Annotated in this window: 17 protein-coding genes; 10 read left to right on the forward strand and 7 right to left on the reverse strand. The window is 72.0% G+C overall.

Annotated elements, in window-relative coordinates; translation table 11 throughout:
* Nucleotides 1–2 precede the first annotated feature (2 nt).
* Entirely contained in the window at nt 3–908 is a 906-nt protein-coding gene (locus B082_RS37435; RefSeq protein WP_078622552.1) for an FAD binding domain-containing protein, read from the reverse strand.
* Nucleotides 909–1578: 670 nt separating this feature from the next.
* Between B082_RS37435 and B082_RS35975 the strand changes: the two genes are divergently transcribed.
* From B082_RS35975 to B082_RS37440, 3 genes are read left to right on the forward strand one after another with little or no spacing between them, the layout of a single operon-like run.
* Complete coding sequence (locus B082_RS35975) at nt 1579–3597, forward strand: NAD-dependent epimerase/dehydratase family protein (protein WP_158688863.1); 2019 nt, start codon at nt 1579–1581, stop codon at nt 3595–3597.
* A gap of 38 nt (nt 3598–3635) precedes the next feature.
* A complete protein-coding gene (locus B082_RS35980; protein WP_018551927.1) occupies nt 3636–4340 on the forward strand; it encodes a PIG-L deacetylase family protein in 705 nt (234 codons plus the stop codon).
* On the forward strand, nt 4337–4873 hold the full coding sequence (locus tag B082_RS37440) for an SET domain-containing protein (RefSeq protein ID WP_018551928.1): 537 nt from the start codon (nt 4337–4339) through the stop codon (nt 4871–4873). The genes B082_RS35980 and B082_RS37440 overlap by 4 nt, the downstream gene beginning before the upstream one ends.
* A gap of 116 nt (nt 4874–4989) precedes the next feature.
* On the opposite strand, the gene B082_RS0111425 is transcribed toward B082_RS37440, so the two are convergent.
* Together B082_RS0111425 and B082_RS0111430 are read right to left on the reverse strand one after the other, a co-directional pair.
* The gene (locus B082_RS0111425; protein WP_018551929.1) at nt 4990–5637 is read right to left on the reverse strand and encodes a response regulator transcription factor; all 648 of its coding nucleotides are present in this window, start codon (nt 5635–5637) and stop codon (nt 4990–4992) included.
* Nucleotides 5622–6869: a sensor histidine kinase gene (locus B082_RS0111430; RefSeq protein ID WP_026249675.1), complete on the reverse strand. Its 1248-nt coding sequence runs from the start codon at nt 6867–6869 to the stop codon at nt 5622–5624. Before B082_RS0111430 ends, B082_RS0111425 begins: the two co-directional genes overlap by 16 nt.
* A gap of 150 nt (nt 6870–7019) precedes the next feature.
* On the opposite strand from B082_RS0111430, the gene B082_RS0111435 reads away from it, so the two are divergent.
* On the forward strand, nt 7020–7448 hold the full coding sequence (locus tag B082_RS0111435) for a hypothetical protein (RefSeq protein ID WP_018551931.1): 429 nt from the start codon (nt 7020–7022) through the stop codon (nt 7446–7448).
* A gap of 19 nt (nt 7449–7467) precedes the next feature.
* Here the strand turns inward: B082_RS0111435 and B082_RS0111440 are convergent, their stop codons facing one another.
* Nucleotides 7468–7965, reverse strand: a complete 498-nt coding sequence (locus B082_RS0111440; RefSeq protein WP_018551932.1) for a GNAT family N-acetyltransferase — start codon at nt 7963–7965, stop codon at nt 7468–7470.
* 49 nt (nt 7966–8014) lie between these two features.
* Between B082_RS0111440 and B082_RS0111445 the strand changes: the two genes are divergently transcribed.
* Nucleotides 8015–8830 (forward strand): exodeoxyribonuclease III, encoded by an 816-nt coding sequence (locus tag B082_RS0111445; protein WP_018551933.1) that lies wholly within the window; start codon nt 8015–8017, stop codon nt 8828–8830.
* A gap of 101 nt (nt 8831–8931) precedes the next feature.
* On the opposite strand, the gene B082_RS0111450 is transcribed toward B082_RS0111445, so the two are convergent.
* The 3 genes from B082_RS0111450 to B082_RS0111460 form a co-directional block, all read right to left on the reverse strand.
* Nucleotides 8932–9438, reverse strand: a complete 507-nt coding sequence (locus B082_RS0111450; RefSeq protein ID WP_026249676.1) for a GNAT family N-acetyltransferase — start codon at nt 9436–9438, stop codon at nt 8932–8934.
* 105 nt (nt 9439–9543) lie between these two features.
* Nucleotides 9544–10692 (reverse strand): hypothetical protein, encoded by a 1149-nt coding sequence (locus tag B082_RS39155; RefSeq protein ID WP_158688864.1) that lies wholly within the window; start codon nt 10690–10692, stop codon nt 9544–9546.
* A gap of 44 nt (nt 10693–10736) precedes the next feature.
* Nucleotides 10737–11369 carry a MerR family transcriptional regulator gene (locus B082_RS0111460; RefSeq protein ID WP_018551936.1) on the reverse strand — a complete coding sequence of 211 codons (633 nt, stop codon included), beginning with the start codon at nt 11367–11369 and terminating at the stop codon, nt 10737–10739.
* 194 nt (nt 11370–11563) lie between these two features.
* Here B082_RS0111460 and B082_RS0111465 point away from each other — a divergent pair, with 194 nt between their 5' ends.
* The 5 genes from B082_RS0111465 to B082_RS0111485 all read left to right on the forward strand — a co-directional run bounded on the left by B082_RS0111465 (nt 11564) and on the right by B082_RS0111485 (nt 17021).
* Nucleotides 11564–13090 (forward strand): flavin-containing monooxygenase, encoded by a 1527-nt coding sequence (locus B082_RS0111465; protein ID WP_018551937.1) that lies wholly within the window; start codon nt 11564–11566, stop codon nt 13088–13090.
* Entirely contained in the window at nt 13087–14037 is a 951-nt protein-coding gene (locus B082_RS0111470) for an alpha/beta fold hydrolase (protein WP_018551938.1), read from the forward strand. The genes B082_RS0111465 and B082_RS0111470 overlap by 4 nt, the downstream gene beginning before the upstream one ends.
* Nucleotides 14034–14927 (forward strand): SDR family oxidoreductase, encoded by an 894-nt coding sequence (locus tag B082_RS0111475; RefSeq protein ID WP_018551939.1) that lies wholly within the window; start codon nt 14034–14036, stop codon nt 14925–14927. Before B082_RS0111470 ends, B082_RS0111475 begins: the two co-directional genes overlap by 4 nt.
* An 86-nt stretch (nt 14928–15013) precedes the next feature.
* Nucleotides 15014–15214, forward strand: coding sequence for a hypothetical protein (locus B082_RS0111480; RefSeq protein WP_018551940.1), 201 nt, complete (start codon nt 15014–15016; stop codon nt 15212–15214).
* A 499-nt stretch (nt 15215–15713) separates the two neighbouring features.
* On the forward strand, nt 15714–17021 hold the full coding sequence (locus tag B082_RS0111485) for an MFS transporter (RefSeq protein ID WP_018551941.1): 1308 nt from the start codon (nt 15714–15716) through the stop codon (nt 17019–17021).
* Nucleotides 17022–17106 lie beyond the last annotated feature (85 nt).

The following is a 17106-nucleotide window of genomic DNA, read 5'->3' on the forward strand; positions in this document are numbered from 1 at the left end:
GTTCACCCACCCGTGCCGGTCAGGACGCGGCGGGAGACCGAGACCGAGAGCTCGCAGGCCAGGCGCAGGCGGTAGTCGGCCGGGGCGTGGACGTCGCCGCGCACGACCAGCTGACTCCGTACGCGGTGACCGATCTGCTCGGCGAGGTGGTGGGGTGCGGTCCCGGCCGGGCCCTCGGCCGCCAGCTGGAGCGGCTTCGTGCCGGCGCCGAAGACGGCCACCCGGAGGCTGGAGCGGCCGTCGGCCGTGCGCCCGGCCGCCGCGACGGCACCGGCGACCGCGGTCGCCGCGAACCGCCGCCCGCTCTCCTCGAAGGCCATCCGGGTGCCCGGCGCGGGCCGGGAGAGCAGGAGTTCGCTCACCCACTCGCCGTCCGCCGGGCCCCCGGCGACGCGGTCGTGGCGCGGCGAGGTCCGCTCGGTGAGCGGCCGCGTGCGGGTGGACCCGCCGGGGCCGCGCGTCACGACGCGGGCGTCCAGGAGGGCTGCCAGCGCGGGGAGTTCGGCCGCGGACTCGCCGCACATCATGTTGCCGATCACGGTGGCGCGATTGCGTACGGGGACGGTGGCGACGCTCCTGAGCAGCTGCCCGGCGACCGGAACCGCCGTGAGTAATTCGGCGCACCCGAGCAGGGCGGAAATGCGCACCAGCGGGCCGATCCGGAATTCGTTCTTTTCGGCGACGGGGTGCCGCGGTTCGTTTCGGAGGTGATTCAGGTCGACTATATGGACCGGTCGAATGGTGCGTGAGTTCAGGGCCGGCACCAGGGACTGCCCTCCCGCGAGCAGGTAAACATCTGCCGGTAGCTGGGCGAGGAGGGCGTCGACCTCGTCGCGTGTGGTGGGGCGGTGATAGCAGAATGGGGCGGGCTTCACTGCAATGAAGTCGTTCTGGAGGGATTGCCGCATATGGATATTGCGGCACCGATCGAGGACCCCACTGCTTGCCTCCGCATGTCGGTGACGGTTCGTCCGGCAGTGACGGCTTATTAGATCCGATTGTTTGCCCTCCGTCAATCATTGAATACGGAACGGAGGAATCCGGTGGGTTCCTTATGTGTCATCGGGGGAACTTTTCGTACCTGCGCTGGACTGCCCCGTAACCGCCGGGCATAGGCGAAATGACCCGGTGGTGTCCGGTGTGATCGCGTCGCCGGAATCGTCATGGACGCCCCCATTCACTTGCGCGGATTACGGGCATTGCGGCGCCGGCCGATGCGGGTGAGCGCACGTCGGGTCTTTGTATCGGCCACCTCTCCGAAGTTTTTCAAGATCGATTGTTTTGTCGATGTGGGATGAGGGCATTGTGGGCGTTCGCGGGCCGTGAGCGCTTCCGTTCACCGGCCTTGGGTGCCATTGCGGCGCGCGGCGGGCCTCTGTAGGCTCCGGGTGGCTTGCAGGGGCTGATCCGTGAATCAGAATTCCTGTCGCACCATCAATTTATTTCGAAGCCGATGACAAGTCCGGCTGTAATGAAACATAATTCCCGGTCGCTTGCTCGGCGTGTGATGCGCGACAGTGGCTGCTCCGGCCGTGAGTGCGGCGTTGATGCGAAGGGTGGATTCAGATGGCCGAATCAATGACCGAATCATCGAAAATTACCCCCGTCCGGCTCGGAATCTTCGGCTGCGGGGCCGTCGCTCTGCGCTGTCACCTTCCGGCTCTGGCCCTGACCCCCGAGGTGCGCGTCGGGGCCCTGGTCGATTCGGACGTGCGGCAGGCCGAAGTGGCCGCCGAATTCATGGCCGGTGAGGGCCTCGGACCGCGCCCCGCCTACGTCGGGGACTCGCTCGACGCCGCACTGCCCCACATCGACGCGGCACTCGTCTGCACGGCCCACACCTCGCACGGAGACGTGGCCGGTGCGCTGCTGCGCGCCGGCGTCCACGTCCTGGTCGAGAAGCCGCTGACGACGACGGTGGCCCAGGCCCGCGAACTGGCCCGGCTCGCCGCGGACACCGGGCTCGTCGTCCAGGTCGGTCACGTACGCCGCCTCTTCCCGGCCGCCGTATGGGTCGAACGGGCCCTGGCCGCAGGGGACATCGGGGAACCGCTGCGGGTCCGCTGGCGCGAGGGCGGCCCCTACACCTGGCCGCTCGCCTCGCCCTCGATGTGGCGCCCCGATCTCGCCGGGGGCGGTGTCACCCTCGAAGTCGGGGCGCACGTCTTCGACCTGCTGCTGAGCTGGTTCGGCGGCGAGGCCGAGGTGACCGGCTACGCCGACGACCACCGGGGCGGGGTGGAGAGCGAATCGCTCACCCGCCTCACGCTCGGACCGGTGGAGGCCGAGGTCGAGCTGTCCCGCCTGCGCGACCTCGGCAACACCCTGGAGATCGTGGGCTCCGAGGCCACGCTCCGGCTGGGTACGCGCTACCAGACCGAATACGAGATCATTCCCGCGGACGGCGGTCCGGCGCGGAGTGGAACCGTGCCCGTCCTGCCCCCGGCGGCAGGGGCCTGGTCCGAGCTGTTCGCGGCCCAGCTCCGCTCGTTCGCCCGAGCGGTCCGCCTCGGCGAACCCCCGCTGGCGGACGCGGAGGACGGACTGCGCACCGTCGCCATCGCGGAGACCTGCTACGCCGACAAGGGCCGCGGCACACTCGCGCTCCAGCCCGCACCGGCGGCGCCCCTGCCCGATGAGCGCCGCGCCGAGCTGTCCCGCCTCAAGGTCCTCGTGACCGGCGCGAGCGGCTTCGTCGGCGCCCGGACCGTGGAGCGGCTGGTCGGTGAGACGGACGCCGAAGTCGTCGCGGCGGTACGCGGCTACGAGCGGCTGGCCCGGCTCTCCGCGCTCGACCAGAGCCGGCTCTCCTTCGCCGTCACCGACATCGACGAGCCGGCGAAGCTGGCCGAGTCCTTCGCCGGCGCCGATGTCGTCATCCACTGCGCCTACGGCAACGCGGGCGAGGTCGAGGCGCGCTGGCGGACCTCGGTCGAGGGCACCCGCAACGTCGTCGACGCGGCCCGGGACGCCGGTGTCCGTCGGGTCGTCGTCGTGAGTTCGGTTTCCGTGTACGCGCCCTCCGACGCCGAGACCCTCACCGAGGACAGCCCGCTCCTGGCCGAGGACCCGGACGACCGCGAGTACGGTCAGCAGAAGCTCGCGTCCGAGCTGATCGCCCTGGCCGGTGCGGGCGACGGCCCGGAGGTCGTCGTCGTCCAGCCCACCGTCATCTACGGCCCCCACGGACCCGGCTGGACCGTACGCGCGCTCACCAGGATGCCCACCGATTCGGCGGTGCTGCCCAGTGGCGACGAGGGCACGTGCAACGCCGTGCACGTGGACGACGTCGTCACCTCGCTCCTGCTGGCCGCGACCGTGCCCGCCGCGGCCGGCCGCCGCTTCCTGATCTCCGGCGCCGCCGCCACGTCATGGGGGCGCTTCTACGACTCCTACCGGGCGATGCTGCCGCCCGCCACCGCCGCGCCCGAAGCCGGCGAGGGCCTTCCCGACTGGGAGCGGAGCGTCTACGGCTCCCCGTCGGCCGTCCGGATCGACGCGGCCCGCGAGGTGCTGGGCTACCAGCCGGCGTACGACCTGCCGAGCGGCATGGAGACCGTACGCGCCTGGGCCGAACGCACGGGCCTGCTGGGCTGACACCGGACCCCCGCGAACGAGGACTTGGAGCGATTGGTGTGAGAGTAGTAGCGATAGCCCCGCACCCCGATGACGAACTCATCGGTGCCGGGGGCTCCCTGATCGCCCACGCCCGCGACGGCGCGGACATCACGACCGTGCACGTGGTCGAGAGGGACCGCAGCACCCTGGACGACGAACTGGACGACGCGGCGTTCCAGGCGGAGGTCGACCAGGCCAACAAGCTGCTCGGCGTCACGAGGTGCGTGCAGCTGTTCCGCCGCTCCCGGGACCTCTCGCTCAGCCGCGATCTGCGGCTGGCGCTCGTGGAGGTGCTGCGCACGCACCGGCCGGACATCGTCTACCTCCCGCACGCCGACGAGGCGGACCAGGAGCACGAGCTGGTCCACCGGCTGGCGATGGACGCCCTGTGGATGGCCGGTTCGAAGTTCTTCGGGGAGGCCGGCCCCGTCCCCGCGCCCCCGCCCTCCCTGATCCTCGGCTACGAGGTGTGGACGCCGATGAGACGGTTCTCCTACGTCCAGGACATCGGTGACGTGCTGGACCAGAAGGTCGAGGCCATGCGCGCCTACACCTCCCAGCTCCGTCACGCGCGCTGGGACTCCGCGATCCGGGGGCTGAGCGCCTACCGGGGGGCGGTCGCGCTCGGGGGCGGCTCGGCCGAGGTCTTCGAGGTCCTGCGGTACGCGCCACGGGGAGGCGTGCTGCCGGACGGGGCCGGAACGGACCCCGCCCCCCGATGACCGCACACCACTACCCGGCCGACTGCTGGCTCACCCCCGCCGCCGTGGTCCGGCCGTCCGGGATCGAGGGCCTCGGCCTGTTCGCCTCCGAACCGATCAGGGCGGGGGACGTCGTGATGGTGCTGGGCGGGAAGGTCATCGACGACGCGGGGCTCGCCGCGCTCGTACCGCCCTACAGCAGCCTGGCGGTCGACCACGGCCGTCACCTGCTGCTCGATCCCGCGCATCCCGCGCGGTACGGGAACCACTCCTGCGACCCCAGCCTGTGGCACATCAGCGCGACATCGGTCGCCGCGCGCAGGGACATCGGCGTCCACGAGGAGCTGACCGTCGACTACGCCACCCACACGCTCGCCGAGACGTGGTCGATGGCCTGCCGGTGCGGGAGCGCGCTGTGCCGTGGGCGTGTCACCGGGGGCGACTGGCGGCTGAGCGGACTCCGGAACGCCTACGGCACGCACTGGGCGCCGCCCCTGCTCGAACGGATCGAGGCCCGCGGACACTCGACGCCGCCCGGTGACCCGCCGCCCTGAGCGGTCCGGTACGCCCACCCCGGGACCGAACCGCCCACCGGATACGGCCCGGACGCGGTCCGCGTGTCCCGCGCGGTCACCGAAGGGCGCGGCCACTGACGGGTCCGGGGCCGCGGTCACGGGTTGTTCAGATACGCCAGCACCGCCAACACCCGGCGGTTGTTCGTGCCGTCGTCCGTGATGCCCAGCTTGCCGAACAGGGAGGTCGTGTACTTGCTGATCGCGCTGTCGCTGAGGAACAGGCGCCCCGCGATGGCCTGGTTGGACAGGCCCTGCGCCATCAGCGCCAGCACCGAGTGCTCGCGCTTTGTGAGTCCGCCCAGCCGGCGGTGCGACGAGCCGCTGGACAGCAGCTTCGCGATGACCGCCGGGTCCATGGCCGTGCCCCCGGCCGCGACCCGCTCCAGCGCGTCGATGAACTGGTCCGCGTCGAACACGCTCTCCTTCAGGAAGTAGCCCACCCCGCCCGAGCCGTCGGCCAGCAACTCGCGGGCGTACAGCTGCTCCACGTACTGGGACAGGATCAGCACGGGCAGCCCGGGGAGGTCGGCGCGGGCGGCCAGTGCCGCGCGCAGGCCCTCGTCGGTCTGCGTCGGCGGCATGCGGACGTCCACCACCGCCACGTCGGGGCGGAACTCGCGCAGCGCGGCCAGCGTCCCGGGCCCGGTCGTGGCCGTACCCACCACCTCGTGGCCGTACGCCTCGATGAGGCGGACCATGCCGTCGCGCAGGAGATACAGGTCCTCGGCTACAACGATTCGCATGGCACCATGATCCTCGCGCGGGTCGGGCCGCCGGGCGGGCTCGTGAGGTCCAGGGTGCCGTCGAAGACCGCCAGCCGCCCCCGCAGCCCCGCCAGCCCGCCGCCGTCACGGACGACGGCCCCGCCGCGCCCGTCGTCCTCGGCCTCGACCACGAGACCGGTGGCGTCCCGGACGAGGGAGATCCGCAGCCGGGTCGCGCGGGCGTGCTTGACCGCGTTGGTGAGCAGTTCGGCGACACCGAAGTACACCGCCGACTCGACGGGCGCGGCCGGCCGTTCGGGCACGGCGGCACTCACCTCCGTTTCGAGCGGGCTGTCCAGGGCCAGGGCCCGCACGGCGTCGACCAGACCCCGGTCGTTGAGCACGGGCGGGTTGATGCCGCGGACCAGGGCGCGCAGCTCGGCCAGCGAGGCGGTGGCACCGGCCCGCGCCTCGCGCATCAGCGCCCTGGCCCGGTCGGGGTCGGTCTCCATCAGCTTCTCCACCGTGGCCAGCGAGAGCCCGAGCGCGACGAGCCGGGCCTGCGCCCCGTCGTGCAGGTCGCGCTCGATGCGGTGGATCTCGGCGGCCTGCGCGACCGTCGCGTCCGCCCGCCGGCCGGTGAGCTGGTCCACCCGGTCGGCCAGCGCCATCCTGGCCGACGGCCGCAGGAAGCGGACCGCGACCGGGGCGAGGGGCCGCCAGGCGTACGGGGCGGAGGCGACGGCCACGACGAGCCCGGCGACCCGGCCGGCGGTCCCGGTGCCGAGCCCGGCGGCGGCCAGGACCACCCCGGCCGGCGGGACGATCGCGACGAGCCCCGCCGTGAACGGGACGATCGCGGTGAACCGCAGGTCGCGCCAGTTGGCCGGGTCCTTCCAGCGCAACCGCCACCGCTGGTCCAACAGGGCGTCACGGCGGGTGCGGTGGTAGTCGAAGCCGTTCCACCAGTAACCGGTGGCCATCCTCGTGACCGGCGGCGCCTCGCGGTAGCCGGACGCGATCCCGGTGCCCGTCCAGCGGGCGACCAGGAAGCGGACGGCCCGGCAGACGGGCCGCGCCGTCAGGAGCGAACCCACGCCCACCAGCAGCACGGGAGCCACCCACGACCACGGGTTCCCCGGCCCCCACCACACCCCCAGCGCCACCGCGCCCGCCCATACGCCCGGGACCAGCAGCGTGACGGCGGCGACGGCACACGCCCGTACGAAGCCGACGCCGACCCGGGCCGGCCACGAACCCAGCACTCTCATCTCTCGCCCTCCGCGTTCTGTCCGGTGCCTCCACTCTGTACCGCGCGGAACGCGTCGAGACCCTGCTCGGCGAAGGAGTGGGTCCAGCCCCACCCCCTTGTGCGTCCAGACGCATACCGGGCCGGACCGGCGGTTCGTAGCGTCGTCGGCATGGACTTCCGGACGAACACCCGGCCCGCGGAGAATCCCGCCGCCCGGCAGGCGCTCGACGCGGCGCGCAACAGCATCGGGCTCTACGGCGTACTCGGCGCCGCCGCTCTCGTCGCGGTCGCCGCGGTGGCCGCCACCGGGCACACGGTGAACACCTTCATGTGGGTCCGCGCGGCCCTGCTGCCCGTGATCGCGTACGTGGTCCTGCGGGTCCTCGCCGCCGCCGCCCGGGGCTCCCGCCGCGCCTTCGAGCGTGTGAGCGCCCTCGCGGTGATCATGCCGGTCGCGATCATCGGCGTGGACCTGATCCCGGGGGTGTGCCCGCCCTGGTACGCGGTGGTGCAGACGCTCTGCGTGCTGCCGGTGATCCGCGTCGCGTTCCTCACCCGGGGCGCGGCCCTGAAGGCGGCCTTCCCGAAGGCGGGCTGAGGCGGCGGCGGTTGGGCGTTCAGGCCGTGGTCCCGCCCTCCTGGAGCGGCTTGGCGTAGCAGCGGCTGCTGTCGTACGTGCGGTAGTGGCCGAACTTCTCGCACGGCGCGTACCCGCTGGAGAGGTAGAGGGCGATGGCCTCCGGCTGCTGGTCACCGGTCTCCAGCACCATGCGCGTGCGCCCCGCCGCCCGCGCGTCGGCCTCCAGCGCGGCCAGGATGCGGCGGGCCAGGCCCCGGCCGCGCCCCTCGGGTATCACGTACATACGCTTCAGCTCGGCGTCGCCGTCCGAGTAGCCTTCCTCGTTGCGCTCCTGCGCGCGCCAGCCGCCCGTGGCGACCGGCAGGTCCGACGCGTCGTACGCGATCAGGTACAGGCCGTGAGGCGGGTCGAACATCGTCGCGTCCAGCGGTGTGATGTCGCCCTCGTCGCCGTAGCGCTCGGCGTATTCGAGCTGCACGCGATCGTTGAGTTTGACGGCATCGGGGTGGTCGAAGGCCCGGACGTGGATATTCATGCGTGGCATCGTACATGTATGCGGCACTGATCGTCGGTATCGTGCCGGAATGCTCACCGTGACCTCTGTGAATGTAAACGGTCTCCGCGCCGCGGCGAAGAAGGGCTTCGTCGAGTGGCTGGCGCAGACCGACGCCGACGTGATCTGCCTCCAGGAGGTGCGCGCCGAGGCGCGGCAGCTGCCCGATGAGGTCCGTGAGCCCGAGGGCTGGCACACCGTGCACGCCCCGGCCGCCGCCAAGGGCCGGGCCGGCGTCTCCGTCTACTCCCGGCGGGCCCCGGAGCGCGTACAGATCGGCTTCGGCGGGTACGGCCACGCCGGCTGCGAGGAGTTCGACACGAGCGGCCGGTACGTCGAGATCGACCTGCCCGGCGTCACGGTCGCCAGCCTCTACCTGCCCTCCGGCGAGGTCGGCACCGAGCGCCAGGACGAGAAGGAGCGCTTCATGGCGGCCTTCCTGCTCTACCTCGTCGGCCTGAAGGCCCGCGCCGCCGCCGACGGCCGCGAGGTCGTCGTCTGCGGCGACTGGAACATCGCCCATCAGGAGGCGGACCTCAAGAACTGGCGGGCCAACCGCAAGAGCTCCGGCTTCCTCCCCGAGGAACGGGAGTGGCTGACCCGCGTCTTCACCGAGGCCGCGTACGTCGACGTCGTCCGCACCCTGCACCCGGACGTCGAGGGTCCGTATTCGTGGTGGTCCTACCGCGGCCGCGCCTTCGACAACGACACCGGCTGGCGGATCGACTACCAGGTGGCGACCCCGGGCCTCGCCGCCCGCGCGGTGAAGGCCTGGGTCGAGCGCGCCGCCACCCACGGCGAACGCTGGAGCGACCACGCGCCCGTGACGGTGGTGTACGAGCAGTAGGGAGTGGCGGCGGCTCGCCCTCTCTGGGCGGACCGGGACGACGGCCGCCCTGCCGCCGCGTGCCCGGCAGGCCCCGGCGGCAGCACCGCGGCGCCGCTACCTCACAGCGCCCGGCGCATGCAGCTCCGGGGCCACCGGTCCAGGCCGTGTGCCGCTTCGTGTTCGCGGATCCTCCGCAGCCCCGGGGTGAGCCCGCCGTCGTCCAGGAGCTGGAAACCGCAGCGTTCGTAGTAGGGGGCGTTCCAGGGGACCTCGGTGAATGTGGTGAGGGTCAGGGCGGGCGCCCCCTCGCGCGTGGCCTGGTGCGCCAGATGGTCCAGCAGCGACCGGCCGACGCCGCGGCGCGCGCTGTCCGGGTGCACCGAGACCTGTTCGACATGGAGGTTGCCGTCGACACGGTCGGCGATCAGGTAGGCGACCGGGGCGTCGGCTTCGTCGGCCGCGACCCAGGCCAGTGCGGCCTGTTGGTAGCGGGCGAGCTCTTCGAGCGGGAGCGGCTCGTCGTCGGCGATCTCCGGCATGCCGATGTCGCGGAAGCACCGGCCCGCGGCCCGCTCGATCTCCTGGAGAAGGGGCAGCTCGTCCGGCCCCACGGCTCGCATACGCATGGGCGCATTGTTCAGGACCGGCCGTTGCGGGGCCACCGACATATCCGCCGGACGTGGGCGGGCCCCTGCCGTACGCGGCTCACGAGCCGTGGCGGTCCCTGTGCGTCAGGCGCGGCGCCAGCGGTAGTCCGCGCCCTTGCCGTACTGGCACTTCATGAGCGTTCCGGCATCGGTGTAGCCGAGGGCTCCGGGGTCTCCGCACCAGGCTCCGGGGTGTACGCCCCGCTGCGGTCCCGGGGCGGCGGCGGGGCCGTCCCCCGTCGTGCCGTCCCCCGTCGTGCCGTCGTCGGTCGTGTCGTCGGCTTCGTCATCCGTGGGTTCGGGGCCGGGCATGCCGGTCGTGTCGTCGACGTTCTCCTCGGAGCAGCCGCCGTCGTCCGGGTCGGCGATCGTCACGAGCCACAGTTCGTCGCTCTCGTGGACGCCGTCGCCGTAGTCCTCCTGAAGGCTCAGCCGGTGATCGGGGTTGCGGCCCCAGTCGTAGTCGGCCAGACCGTCGTCGGTCGTCAGTTCGGCGGTGCACACGGGCCAGCCGGCGAACGAGGACCGTCCCTCGTAACCGTCGCTGTACCTGTCCAGGTTCAGCGGATCGCCGGTGGCGTGGTTCCTGACGACGACGTGTCCCCGGTCGTGTTCCCGCAGCAGGGACCACGCCTCGGCCCACGTCCTGTCCGGCAGGTCTTCGTCCGTCGCGAGCGACGGCGTACCGCCTCCCTCGTCGTCCGTCCCGGAGGGGGTGGGGCCAGGGGCGGCGGCCACGGATTGCGCGGGCTGCCCGCCATCGGCGTGCTCGGCTATGAGCGCCGTGACGGCGAACGTCAGCAGGAGCGCGAAGACGGCCAGAGTCCACTTCGCGGAGGAGGGCCAACGCGAAGAACGCGAAGAACGCGCCGGGTCGTCGGCCGCAGGTGTCCGCGCCGCGTGCCCGGCCGCCGGCTCCGCCTCCTGGCGGGCGGGGGCGGGTGGGCGCCCTTGGCAGAGGTCGCAGCGGTATACGTCCCGGCTGATCCGGGTACGCGCGGCCCGCGTGGTACCGCACCGGTCGCAGGCCGGCCTCGGCGGCTTCGGCCCCCCGGGGGGCTCGGGAGCGTGCCACCGCTGCACGATCCCGTTGGGCCGCTCCCTGCGCACACCCGCCGGAGGATGCCCCGCGGCGCGCGCGTGTCCGCGCACCGCCGAGGCGATCGTCACCCCCTCGGGCTGAGCGACCGTGCCGCCGCACGCCTCGCACGTCCAGCGATCCGATTCCGCCATGTGCCGCCCCCGTCCCCCGCGTCTCCGGCTGCCGCTCCCGTCCCCTACGCCTCCGGCTGCTGCTCCCGCCGCAGTCGCCGGTCCAGGGCCATCGACAGTTCCGCGTCCATCACCGCGCGGGCCAGCGGGCGGAGTTGGGGTGGTTCGGGCTCCGCGCTGTAGGCACGGAGCACCGTGACGAAGAGGTCGGCCAGCGCCTCCGCGTGCTCGCGGACGTGGCGTCCGGTGGCCAGGACCGTGGCGAGCGGGACGCCCTCCCGTACCAGCTCGGCCGACACCTCCAGCAGGCGGCGGCTGATGTGGACGATCTCCTCGCCGTCCGTGCCGAGGTAGCCCAGCTCCAGGGCGGTCGCCAGGTTCTCCGGGGTCGACTCGTCCTGGAAGTAGTCCGCCAGCTGCTCGGGCGTGAGCCGGACCGGGACCTCCTCGGTCGGCTCGCCCAGGCCCAGGACCTCCGCCACATCGCGCCCGCTCTCGAAGGTGCGGGCCAGGTCGGCGATGCCGGTCAGGGTGTGGCCGCGCTCCAGGAGTCCGGTGATCGTGCGCAGGCGGGCCAGGTGGTGGTCGTCGTACCAGGCGATGCGGCCCTCGCGGCGGGGCGGCGAGATCAGGCCGCGTTCCCGGTAGAAACGCAGGGTCCGTACGGGGATGCCGGCTTCCTTGGCCAGCTCCTCCATGCGGTACTCGCGGTGCTCGCTTCCTTCTGCCACCCCCGCACCCTACCGGCCGCCCCGGTACGGGAGGAGCGTGTTGTACCGCCGGTAACTTTCCCGCGTCCGCCCCCTACCCATCGGTACGAAGCTGCTCTACCCTCCCAACAATGCCAGTGATTGCTGGCAGAGTCGTGTGACGTACCGCGGGAGGCGGCAGCATGGCCCAGCACGAGCATGTACGCGTGGCGGTGATCGGAAGCGGATTCGGGGGCCTCGGGGCGGCGGTCCGGCTGCGCCGCGAAGGCATCACCGATTTCGTGATCCTGGAGCGGGCCGGTTCGGTCGGCGGCACCTGGCGCGACAACAGCTATCCCGGCTGCGCCTGCGACGTACCGTCCCACCTCTACTCCTTCTCGTTCGCCCCCAACCCCGACTGGCCGCGCACCTTCTCCGGGCAGGAGCACATCCGCGCCTACCTGGAGCACGTCGCCGACACCTTCGGGCTCCGCCCGCACCTGCGCCTCGATCACGAGGTGACGCGGATGCGCTGGGACAACGACGAGCTGCACTGGATCATCGACAGCGCGGGCGGCACCACCGTCGTCGCCGACGTCGTCGTCTCCGCGACCGGCCCGCTCTCCGACCCCAAGACGCCCGACATCCCCGGGCTCGCCGACTTCCCGGGCAAGGTCTTCCACTCCGCTCGCTGGGACCACGAGGCCGACCTCGCCGGCAAGCGCGTCGCGATGATCGGAACCGGCGCCTCCGCCATCCAGATCGTCCCCGCGATCCAGCCGAAGGCCGGAAAGCTCACCCTCTTCCAGCGCACCCCGCCCTGGGTCATGCCCCGCATGGACCGCGAGATCAGCGGCGCCGAGCGCTGGCTGCACCGCGCCGTCCCCGCCACCGGCACCGCCCGCCGCGGCCTGCTCTGGGGCATCCGCGAACTCCAGGTCAGCGCCTTCACCAAGCACCCCGACCAACTCGGCCTGGTCGAGCGGATAGCCAAGTCCAACATGGCCCGCGCCATCAAGGACCCCGCCCTGCGCGCCAAGCTCACCCCCTCGTACCGCATCGGCTGCAAGCGCATCCTGCTGTCGAGCACGTACTACCCCGCCCTCGCCCAGCCCAACGTCGATGTCGTCGCCTCCGGCCTCGCCGAGGTGCGCGGCTCGACGGTCGTCGCCTCGGACGGTACGGAGACCGAGGTCGACGCGATCATCTTCGGCACCGGCTTCCACGTCACCGACATGCCGATCGCCGAGCGCGTCGTCGGCGCCGACGGCATCACGCTCGCCGAGTCCTGGAAGGACGGCATGCAGGCGCTGCGCGGCGCGAGCGCCGCCGGCTTCCCGAACTGGATGACCATCATCGGCCCCAACACCGGCCTCGGGAACTCCTCGATGATCCTCATGATCGAGGCCCAGCTGAACTACATGGCCGACTACCTGCGCCAGTTGGACGTCCTCGGCGGCAAGGTCGCCCTCGACGCCCGCCCCTCCGCCGTCGGTGCCTGGAACCGCCGCGTCCAGGACCGCATGAAGCGCACCGTCTGGAACACGGGCGGCTGCAACAGCTGGTACCTGGACGCCAACGGCCGCAACACCACCGTCTGGCCCGGCACCACCACCGAGTTCCGCAAGGTCACCCGCAACGTGGACATCTCCGAGTACCAGGTCCTGCGGACCCCCGTACCCGCGCAGCGCAAGGCCGGCGAGGCCGTCGCCGAGGAGGTGGCCCGATGAGCCGGCCCCTCCCCGTCTCCGGACGCCGTCCCGTGCCCGCCCGCGAACTCCTCGCCGTGTCCGCCGACGGCTCCCGCATACACGTCGAGATCCACGGCCAGGACGGCGCACCCGCCGTCGTCCTCTCCCACGGCTGGACCTGCAACACCCACTTCTGGGACGCCCAGATCAAGGACCTCGCCGTCGACCACCGCGTCATCGCCTACGACCAGCGCGGACACGGCACCTCACCCGCCGCCGCCCGCGACGGCTACAGCACCGACGCCCTCGCCGACGACCTCGAAGCGGTACTCGCCGCCACCCTCGCCCCCGGCGAGAAGGCGGTACTCGCCGGACACTCCATGGGCGGCATGACCATCATGTCCGCCTCCCGCCGCCCCGGGCTCCGCGAGCACGCCGCCGCCGTCCTCCTGTGCAGCACCGGCAGCTCCCGCCTCCTCGCCGAGTCCCGCGTCGTCCCGATGCGCCCCGGCGCCGTCCGAACCCGCCTCACCCGCGCCGTACTCGGCGCCCGCGCCCCCCTCGGACCGGTGACACCGGTGTCCCGCCGGATACTCAAGTACGGGACAATGGGGGCCGGTTCGGCCCCCGATCGGGTCGACACCTGCGCCCGCATCGTGCACGAGTGCCCCCGCAAACCCCGGGTGGCCTGGGGCCACGTCCTCGCCGACCTGGATCTGGACGAGGGCGTACGGGAACTGCGCGTACCCACCGCGGTCGTCGCGGGCACGGAGGACCGGCTCACGCCGCCCGTCCACGCCCGCGCCATCGCGGCAGCGCTGCCCGACTGCCTGGGGCTGACCGAGCTGGCCGGCATGGGCCATATGACTCCGGTGGAGGCTCCGGAGGTGGTCACGGCGAAGATACGGGAACTGGTGACCGCATACCTCCCGGTTCTGCCGGAACGGGACACCACTGACGTCGAGGGCAAGGAGGAGGTCGCATGAGCGGCAGGGGAATTCTCGAAGGACAGGTCGTCGTCGTCACCGGAGCCGCCCGCGGCGTCGGCGAACTCCTCGCCCGCAAGCTCTCGGCCCGCGGCGCGATCCTCGCCCTCGTCGGCCTCGAACCGGACGAGCTGAAGAAGGTCTCCGAACGCCTCCACGGCGAAAGCGACCACTGGCACGCCGACGTCACCGACCACGAGGCCATGGCCCGCGTCGCCCAGGAGGTCAAGGCCCGCTTCGGCAAGGTCGACATCGTCGTCGCCAACGCGGGCGTCGCCACCGGCGGCCCCCTCATCGACTCCGACCCCGTCGCCTGGCGCCGGGTCATCGAGGTCAACCTCATCGGCGGCGCCGTCACCGCCCGCGCCTTCCTGCCCGTACTCATGGAGAGCCGCGGCTACTTCCTCCAGATCGCCTCCCTCGCCGCGATAACCCCGGCCCCGATGATGAGCGCCTACTGCGCCTCCAAATCGGGCGTCGAGGCCTTCGCCCACAGCCTCCGCGCCGAGGTCGGCTACCGGGGCGTGAAGGTCGGCGTCGGCTACCTCTCCTGGACCGACACCGACATGGTCCGCGGCGCCGACGAGGACGACGTCATGCGCGACCTGCGCAAGCGGCTGCCCTGGCCGGCCAACCGCACGTACCCGCTCGGCCCCGCCGTCGACCGCATCGTCGCCGGCATCGAGCGCCGCTCCGCCCATGTCTACGCCCAGTGGTGGCTGCGCGGCATGCAGTCCGTACGCGGCTACCTGCCGACCCTCATCGGCGTCGTCGGCCAGCGCGAGATGCGCCGCTTCGGCCCCCGCCTGGAAGGCGTCAGCAAGGGCCTCGTGGGCGCGGGCGGCGCCGCTGACCAGGACGAACGCTCGGCGCGTACGCAGCGTAACTGATCGACATGCGGAGCGTGGGCGGCCATGTGAATCTGGTCGAGGCCCCACCGGGGCCGTCCCCCACGCACCACATAGGAGTGAACAGCATGGGCATCGCCGACCAGTTCAAGGACAAGGCCAAGGACCTCGCCGACCAGGCGAAGAGCGCGGCGCAGGACCAGGGTCAGAAGCAGTCGAAGGACCGCAAGGGCGGCGAGGGCCGCGACAAGGCCCGCAACACGGCGGAGCAGGGCCGCGACCGTGCGCAGGGCGCTGCGGACGACATGCGGGAGCGCTTCGACCGTTGACCGGTCGACGGCTGCCTTACGCGCCGAGGGGCGCGCCCGGACCACCACCGGGCGCGCCCCTTCGCGCTGCCCGAGGGGCCGCCTCGGCGGGCCCCGACAGCCGCCCTTGCCTCAGCCTCAGCCGCAGATGGACGTCACCCCGCGAACTCCTCTCGGGTCACCCTGCCTTGCTCTCGTGGGCCTGGGGCCCTGCTCCGCCGGCCGTGGATCCATGAAGAGTTGCCGTTCTCAGTTGCTGCGGGCGGTCAGGCCATCACGGAACTCCTGTGACCGCCCCGACATCAACCTCAGGTTGACCGGTCTCTGGCGCCCGGCTAAATTCGCACCGTGCGGCTCATGCGCCTTGACGGAGACCCCCAAAGGAATCTCCCGCGCCGGGACCCGCGACCGTAGGCGTTAACGTCAATCAACGCGTCACACCTTTCTGCCCGCAATGACACGGCAGGAGGCGGCGCGTCGATATACGAGGGCCGTTGCCTGCCGGGAATCGGAGTCCCCGGTGGCCGACAATGCCCCCCAGCCCACCGCGAAGACCGAGGACCCCGAGTCCGCGCCCCCCGGCATCGCCCAGCGCCGCAGACGCTTCACCGTCGACACCACGCCGCTGCGGATCAAGCCCTTCCGCCGCTTGTGGTCCTCCACCATCGTCACCGCGATCGGCAGCCAGCTCACCGCGGTCGCCGTCCCGCTCCAGATCTACGAGGACACGGGATCCTCCGCCCTCGTCGGTGTCGCCGGAGCCGTGGCACTCGTGCCGCTCATCGTCTTCGCACTGTGGGGCGGTGCCATCGCCGACCTGCGTGACCGCCGCACGCTGCTGCTCTTCAGCAACGCCGGCATCGCTGTCACCTCGCTCCTCTTCTGGGTGCAGGCCGCCCTCGGGATGCAGTCCGTCACGGTGCTCTTCGTCCTGCTCGCCTTCCAACAGGCCCTCTTCGGCATCAACTCCCCGACCCGCACCGCCTCCGTCGCACGCCTCGTCCCCGAGGCGCAACTCCCCGCCGCGACCGCGCTCACCTCCACCGTCGCGCAGTTCGGACAGATCCTCGGCCCGCTGCTCGCAGGGGCGCTCGCCCCCGTCCTCGGCATCTCCACGCTCTACCTCATAGACACGCTCGCGCTCGTCATCACGCTGCGGGCGGTGTGGAAGCTGCCGCCGCTGCCGCCGCTCAAGGTCACCGCGCGTCGCGCCCGGCTCACGGACATCTTCGACGGCTTCCGCTACCTCTGGCCGCGCAAGCTCCTCCTCGTCTCCTTCCTCGCCGACATCGCCGCGATGGTGCTCGGGATGCCACGCGCCCTCTTTCCCGAGATGGCGCACTCGTACTTCGGCGGCGATGCCGCGCTCGGCGTGCTCTACGCGGCGCTGCCCGTCGGCGCACTGTTGTGCGGCGTCTTCTCGGGGCTCTACTCACACATCCGCAGGCACGGCATGATGGTCGTTCTCTCGATCGTCGGGTGGGGCCTCGCCGTCGCGGGTCTCGGCCTCGCGCACTCGCTGTGGCTCGCGGCCCTCATGCTCGCGCTCGCGGGAGCCGCCGACATGATCTCCATGGTGTTCCGCGGTGTCATTCTCCAGACCGAGGCCACGGACGAGATGCGCGGCCGGACGCAGGGCGTCTTCACCGTCGTCGTCGCGGGCGGCCCGCGCCTCGCCGATCTCCTGCACGGCACCGTGGGCGAGGCGGCGGGCGCGCGCTCGGCCACGTTCGGCGGGGGACTGCTCGTAGTCGTCGCCGTCGTGGTCCTCGCCCTCGCGGTACCGGCCTTCTGGCGGTACCGACCGGATCCCTTGAAAAGCGCATGACCCGCGATCCGGAGTCCCGCTCGACGACAAGAAGCGCACGAGCCGGCCTTCCGGACGGGACCCGGCGGCTACTGGACAACGGCGG

Source organism: Streptomyces sp. ATexAB-D23 (assembly GCF_000373645.1).
Lineage (GTDB): Bacteria > Actinomycetota > Actinomycetes > Streptomycetales > Streptomycetaceae > Streptomyces > Streptomyces castrisilvae.

What these genes read in the sequence shown, in the direction of transcription:
- B082_RS0111470 (WP_018551938.1), top strand. Translation starts at nt 13,087, where the DNA reads ATGAGCCGGCCCCTCCCCGTCTCCGGACGCCGTCCCGTGCCCGCCCGC.
- B082_RS0111465 (WP_018551937.1), top strand. Translation starts at nt 11,564, where the DNA reads ATGGCCCAGCACGAGCATGTACGCGTGGCGGTGATCGGAAGCGGATTC.
- B082_RS0111445 (WP_018551933.1), top strand. Translation starts at nt 8,015, where the DNA reads ATGCTCACCGTGACCTCTGTGAATGTAAACGGTCTCCGCGCCGCGGCG.
- B082_RS0111435 (WP_018551931.1), top strand. Translation starts at nt 7,020, where the DNA reads ATGGACTTCCGGACGAACACCCGGCCCGCGGAGAATCCCGCCGCCCGG.
- B082_RS0111440 (WP_018551932.1), bottom strand. Translation starts at nt 7,965, where the DNA reads ATGAATATCCACGTCCGGGCCTTCGACCACCCCGATGCCGTCAAACTC.
- B082_RS0111430 (WP_026249675.1), bottom strand. Translation starts at nt 6,869, where the DNA reads ATGAGAGTGCTGGGTTCGTGGCCGGCCCGGGTCGGCGTCGGCTTCGTA.
- B082_RS0111460 (WP_018551936.1), bottom strand. Translation starts at nt 11,369, where the DNA reads ATGGAGGAGCTGGCCAAGGAAGCCGGCATCCCCGTACGGACCCTGCGT.
- B082_RS0111480 (WP_018551940.1), top strand. Translation starts at nt 15,014, where the DNA reads ATGGGCATCGCCGACCAGTTCAAGGACAAGGCCAAGGACCTCGCCGAC.
- B082_RS35975 (WP_158688863.1), top strand. Translation starts at nt 1,579, where the DNA reads ATGACCGAATCATCGAAAATTACCCCCGTCCGGCTCGGAATCTTCGGC.
- B082_RS37440 (WP_018551928.1), top strand. Translation starts at nt 4,337, where the DNA reads ATGACCGCACACCACTACCCGGCCGACTGCTGGCTCACCCCCGCCGCC.
- B082_RS0111425 (WP_018551929.1), bottom strand. Translation starts at nt 5,637, where the DNA reads ATGCGAATCGTTGTAGCCGAGGACCTGTATCTCCTGCGCGACGGCATG.
- B082_RS0111475 (WP_018551939.1), top strand. Translation starts at nt 14,034, where the DNA reads ATGAGCGGCAGGGGAATTCTCGAAGGACAGGTCGTCGTCGTCACCGGA.
- B082_RS0111450 (WP_026249676.1), bottom strand. Translation starts at nt 9,438, where the DNA reads ATGCGTATGCGAGCCGTGGGGCCGGACGAGCTGCCCCTTCTCCAGGAG.
- B082_RS37435 (WP_078622552.1), bottom strand. Translation starts at nt 908, where the DNA reads ATGCGGCAATCCCTCCAGAACGACTTCATTGCAGTGAAGCCCGCCCCA.
- B082_RS39155 (WP_158688864.1), bottom strand. Translation starts at nt 10,692, where the DNA reads ATGGCGGAATCGGATCGCTGGACGTGCGAGGCGTGCGGCGGCACGGTC.